This window comes from Mesorhizobium sp. M1A.F.Ca.IN.022.07.1.1 (assembly GCF_003997575.1).
GTDB lineage: Bacteria > Pseudomonadota > Alphaproteobacteria > Rhizobiales > Rhizobiaceae > Mesorhizobium.
In genome coordinates, this window is record NZ_RZST01000555.1 from 1 (window position 1) to 2,241 (window position 2,241).

The following is a 2,241-nucleotide window of genomic DNA, read 5'->3' on the forward strand; positions in this document are numbered from 1 at the left end:
CCCCAGTCACGGCCCGATGCACATGGACGGCAAGGAGCTGATCCTGCACAAGCCGGCCGAGGCCCGCCAGCACGGCATCGAGATCGTCCATCAGGACCTGGCGCTTTGCAACAATCTGACGGCCGCCGCCAATGTCTATCTCGGCCGGGAACTGCGCCGCGGCATCGGCCCCTTCCGTATTCTCGACTACGCCGCGATGTACAAGCGCGCCGGCCAGCTCTTTGCCGAACTGAAATCCGAGACGCGGCCGCGCGACCTCGTCAAGCAGATGTCCGGCGGCCAGCGCCAGGCGGTGGCGATCGCCCGCACCATGCTGTCGCAAGCCAAGATCGTGCTGATGGACGAGCCGACGGCGGCGATCTCGGTCAGGCAGGTCGCGGAGGTACTGAACCTGATCCGCCACTTGCGCGACCAGGGCATCGCCGTCGTGCTGATCAGCCACCGCATGCCCGACGTCTTCGATGTCGCCGACCGCGTCATCGTCATGCGGCGCGGCAGGAAAGTCGCCGACAAGAAGATCGCCTCGAGCTCGCCGGAAGAAGTCACCGGGCTGATCACCGGCGCCATCGAACAGGTTGCGTAATCGCGTGGATCGGGCGTCCAACGTCTCAGGAAAGGTCGATAATGGCAGTCACCCTTGACCAGACGATCGCGCAGAAGCAGCACACATTCTTCTCACGGCTCTTTGCCAACCAGACCTTCTGGGTGGTGATCGCGGTTATCCTCGCCTGCCTGTTCCTGTCCTTCGCGACCGACGCTTTCGCCACGCAGAAGAACCTCTTCAACATCACCCGCAACATCACCTTCGTCGCCATCGTGGCGCTCGGCATGACCTTCGTCATCATCACCGGCGGCATCGACCTGTCGGTCGGCTCGGTGCTGTGCCTGTGCTCGATGGTGCTGGCCGTCACCATGCATGCCGGTTATTCGATCGAAATCGGCATCCTGGCCTCGATCGTCACCGCTTTAGCCATCGGCGCCTTCAACGGGGTGCTCATCGCCCATCTCGGTTTCCCACCCTTCGTGGTGACGCTCGGCATGCTGTCGGTGGCGCGCAGCCTCGCCATGGTCGCCTCCAACAACACCGTCGTCTTCCAGTTCGGGCCGGACCACGACAAGCTGCTGGCGCTGGGCGGCGGCGCCTGGGTGTTCGGTATCGCCAATCCGGTGCTTTACATGATCCTTTTGGCGTTGATCACCGGCTTCATCCTGCGCTGGACCAAGTTCGGCCGGCATATCTTCGCCATCGGCGGCAATGAGCATGCGGCCACGCTGACCGGTGTTCCGGTGCGCCAGATCAAGGTCGCGGTCTATATGATCTCAGCGCTCTCGGCGGGTCTGGCCGGCATCATCCAGACCGGCTGGCTAGGCGCTGTCACCACCAATCTCGGCAACGGTATGGAACTACAGGTGATTGCCGCGACCGTCATCGGCGGCGCCGACCTCGCCGGCGGCGTCGGCACCGCGTTCGGCGCCATCGTCGGCGCCGCCCTGATCGAGGTCATCCGCAACAGCCTCGGCCTGCTCGGCATCAACGCCTTTTGGCAAGGCACTTTCATCGGGGGCGCGATCATCCTGGCGGTGCTGTTCGACCGCATCCGTAATTTTAGGCGCAGCGATTAGAGAGCAAACCTTCCCTTCTCCCTTCTTGTGGAGAAGGGGAGACCCCTGCTCAGTCTGAAAATCCGCCCAGCTGGTCGGTGCGGAGCGGCCGTCATTCCTCCACGCCTTGACGGGGCCAGAGGCGATGAGCTCCGGGTCATTGCGATGCACAAAAGTGCCGAGCCCCGACAGTTTGCCGTAGAAGTTCGGTGCCGCCGCGGGCGTGCGCAGGCCGGCCTTCCAAGCCCATTTCAGTCCCGCCCGGTATGGCCTGAGACCTCTGCACCCGCACTGGCCGGCAGGGTCAGGAAACGCAGCGCTGCCACCAGCCCGATCAGGCCGATCACGAAAAAGGCGATCCTGAAGTCTATTAGGTTGGGCGCCGCGCCGCTGCGCACGATCTGCGACAGGTTGAGGATCGCCGCGGCCACGGCCACGCCAAACAGCATCGCCACCTGCTGCAGCATGCTGGACAAAGTCGCGGCCGAGCTGCGCTGCGGCGCGCCGATATCCGCGAAGGCAAGCGTGTTGAGCGCCGTGAACTGCATCGAGCGCGTCAGACCGGCGACCAGCATCAACGCCACGACAAGTGCCAGCGGTGTCTGCGGCGAAATCACGCCGCACGCCGCGATTGCAAGC

General features: G+C 64.1%; 2 protein-coding genes and 2 pseudogenes. 2 read left to right on the forward strand and 2 right to left on the reverse strand.

The features are described from left to right. Together EOA75_RS32055 and EOA75_RS32060 are read left to right on the forward strand one after the other, a co-directional pair. Positions 1 to 583 (forward strand): ATP-binding cassette domain-containing protein (locus EOA75_RS32055; RefSeq protein WP_164747722.1); only part of this gene is annotated, 583 nt, incomplete at its 5' end. Positions 584 to 624: 41 nt separating this feature from the next. Continuing rightward, a complete protein-coding gene (locus EOA75_RS32060; RefSeq protein ID WP_127326085.1) occupies positions 625 to 1,623 on the forward strand; it encodes an ABC transporter permease in 999 nt (332 codons plus the stop codon). A 126-nt stretch (positions 1,624 to 1,749) separates the two neighbouring features. On the opposite strand, the pseudogene EOA75_RS35420 reads toward EOA75_RS32060, so the two are convergent. Together EOA75_RS35420 and EOA75_RS32070 are read right to left on the reverse strand one after the other, a co-directional pair. Further along, positions 1,750 to 1,848, reverse strand: a pseudogene (locus EOA75_RS35420) (amidohydrolase); the annotation flags it as partial. 5 nt (positions 1,849 to 1,853) lie between these two features. Next, a pseudogene (locus EOA75_RS32070) lies at positions 1,854 to 2,241 on the reverse strand (multidrug efflux MFS transporter); the annotation flags it as partial.

Bases quoted from the DNA above. Each gene is read 5' to 3' on its own strand.
- EOA75_RS32060 (WP_127326085.1), top strand. From the start codon at position 625: ATGGCAGTCACCCTTGACCAGACGATCGCGCAGAAGCAGCACACATTC.